This is a genomic window from Catenulispora pinisilvae (assembly GCF_015356865.1).
In the GTDB taxonomy this organism is placed as follows: domain Bacteria; phylum Actinomycetota; class Actinomycetes; order Streptomycetales; family Catenulisporaceae; genus Catenulispora; species Catenulispora pinisilvae.
The window spans coordinates 1-1,437 of record NZ_JAAFZA010000501.1 but is presented as its reverse complement, the minus strand read 5'-3'; the positions used below and the strand labels follow the sequence as shown (position 1 = coordinate 1,437).

The window sequence follows — 1,437 nt, the reverse complement described above, 5'->3', positions numbered from 1 at the left end:
CACCACTCCCAGCACCACGCCGAGCACGACGCCGAGCTCGCCCAGCGGCGGCGGAATCCAGAACGCGGGCTTCGAGAGCGGTTCGCTCTCGCCGTGGACCTGCCCGAGCAACCTGGGCTCGGTGGAGAGCTCGACAGTGCACGGCGGGTCGAAGGCACTGCAAGGCAGTCCAAGCAGTAGCGACTACGCGCAGTGCCAACAGACCGTCGCGGTAAAACCGAACACCACGTACACGTTGTCCTCGTGGGTGAACGGTCCCTATACGTACCTCGGCGTCACCGGCTCCGGTGGCGACAGCTCGACGTGGACCTCCGGGTCGAGTTGGAGCCAGCTGTCGACGAAGTTCACCACCGGCGCGTCGGTGACTTCGGTGACGGTGTGGATCCACGGGTGGTACGGGCAAGGCGCGTACTACGCGGATGACTTCTCGCTGACCTGAGTCGCAGTTGGCTGAGTTCGGTTAGGAGCTGGGTCGAGTGCCCGGAACCGTGTGCCACTGCGGTTCCGGGCCTCGTCGCGTTGTCGCGGCGTCGGGTCGTCGGGCTTGGCGCTTCGGGCGGCTCAGCCGCGCAGCGCCTTGAACGCCTCGGGGTCGCTGTCGCCGAGGAAGGTGGCGCAGCGCTCGGCCTCCTCGGTCTCGCCGATGCGCTCGGCGGCCAGGCCGAGGGCGTTCAGCGCGCGCAGGAACCCGCGGTTGGACTCGTGCGACCACGGAACCGGCCCGTGGCCCTTCCACCCGGCGCGGCGCAGCAGATCCAGGCCGCGGTGGTAGCCGGTACGCGCGTAGGCGTAGGCGGCGACCGAACCGGCGGTGGAATCGTCGGCGGCCAGTGCGGCCTCGGCGAGAACAGCCCACGCGGCCGGAACCGCGGGATGCGCCGCGGCCACCTCGGCCGGGGCGGTACCCGCGGCCAGGGCGGCACGCACCGGCGCGTCGTCGGGAAGCAGAGTCGGCGGCGGCGCGCCGAGAAGGTCCTTGTGCATGGCTAGAGGCTACCCGCGGCACCCGCGCCGGTGCGGGAGCACGCCTTGAGCTGCGGCCGGCTGGTGTTCGACAGGCATCAGCCGGCCGCGCCCGCGTGCGGTCCGATCAGCGCTGGTCGCCTCTCAGCGCTGGTCGCCCCACCAGTTCTCGGCATGCGAACTGTGCGACTGTCCGTGATGTGAGGTAAGCGGCGGCAACGTCGGTAGCGGCGGCAGGGACGGCGAAGGCAACGAGGGCAAGGACGGCAGCCACGGCACCGGGACGCACAGCGGATTCCAGTGCGCCTCAAGGATCAGCAGGATGTTCTGGAGCGTCGGATCCTGCAGGGCCTGCCACGCCAGCTGGCAGATGGTCGGCTCCTCGGTCGAGGACGTGGTCGGCGACGGCGAGGGCGATGATGTGCTCGGCGGCGGGGGAGTCGGCGTTGGTGACGACTCCGTGGGGGTGGGCGT

At 70.6% G+C, this 1,437-nt stretch carries 1 protein-coding gene and 2 pseudogenes; 1 reads left to right on the top strand and 2 read right to left on the bottom strand.

From position 1 onward, the window contains the following. Window positions 1-433: pseudogene (locus IZR01_RS49165) on the top strand (carbohydrate binding domain-containing protein); the annotation flags it as partial. Between the two features lie 128 nt (window positions 434-561). Here the strand turns inward: IZR01_RS49165 and IZR01_RS49160 are convergent. Together IZR01_RS49160 and IZR01_RS49155 are read right to left on the bottom strand one after the other, a co-directional pair. After that, window positions 562-984 carry a DUF3151 domain-containing protein gene (locus IZR01_RS49160; RefSeq protein ID WP_194927885.1) on the bottom strand — a complete coding sequence of 141 codons (423 nt, stop codon included), beginning with the start codon at window positions 982-984 and terminating at the stop codon, window positions 562-564. Window positions 985-1,107: 123 nt separating this feature from the next. Then, window positions 1,108-1,437 (bottom strand): annotated as a pseudogene (locus tag IZR01_RS49155) (hypothetical protein); the annotation flags it as partial.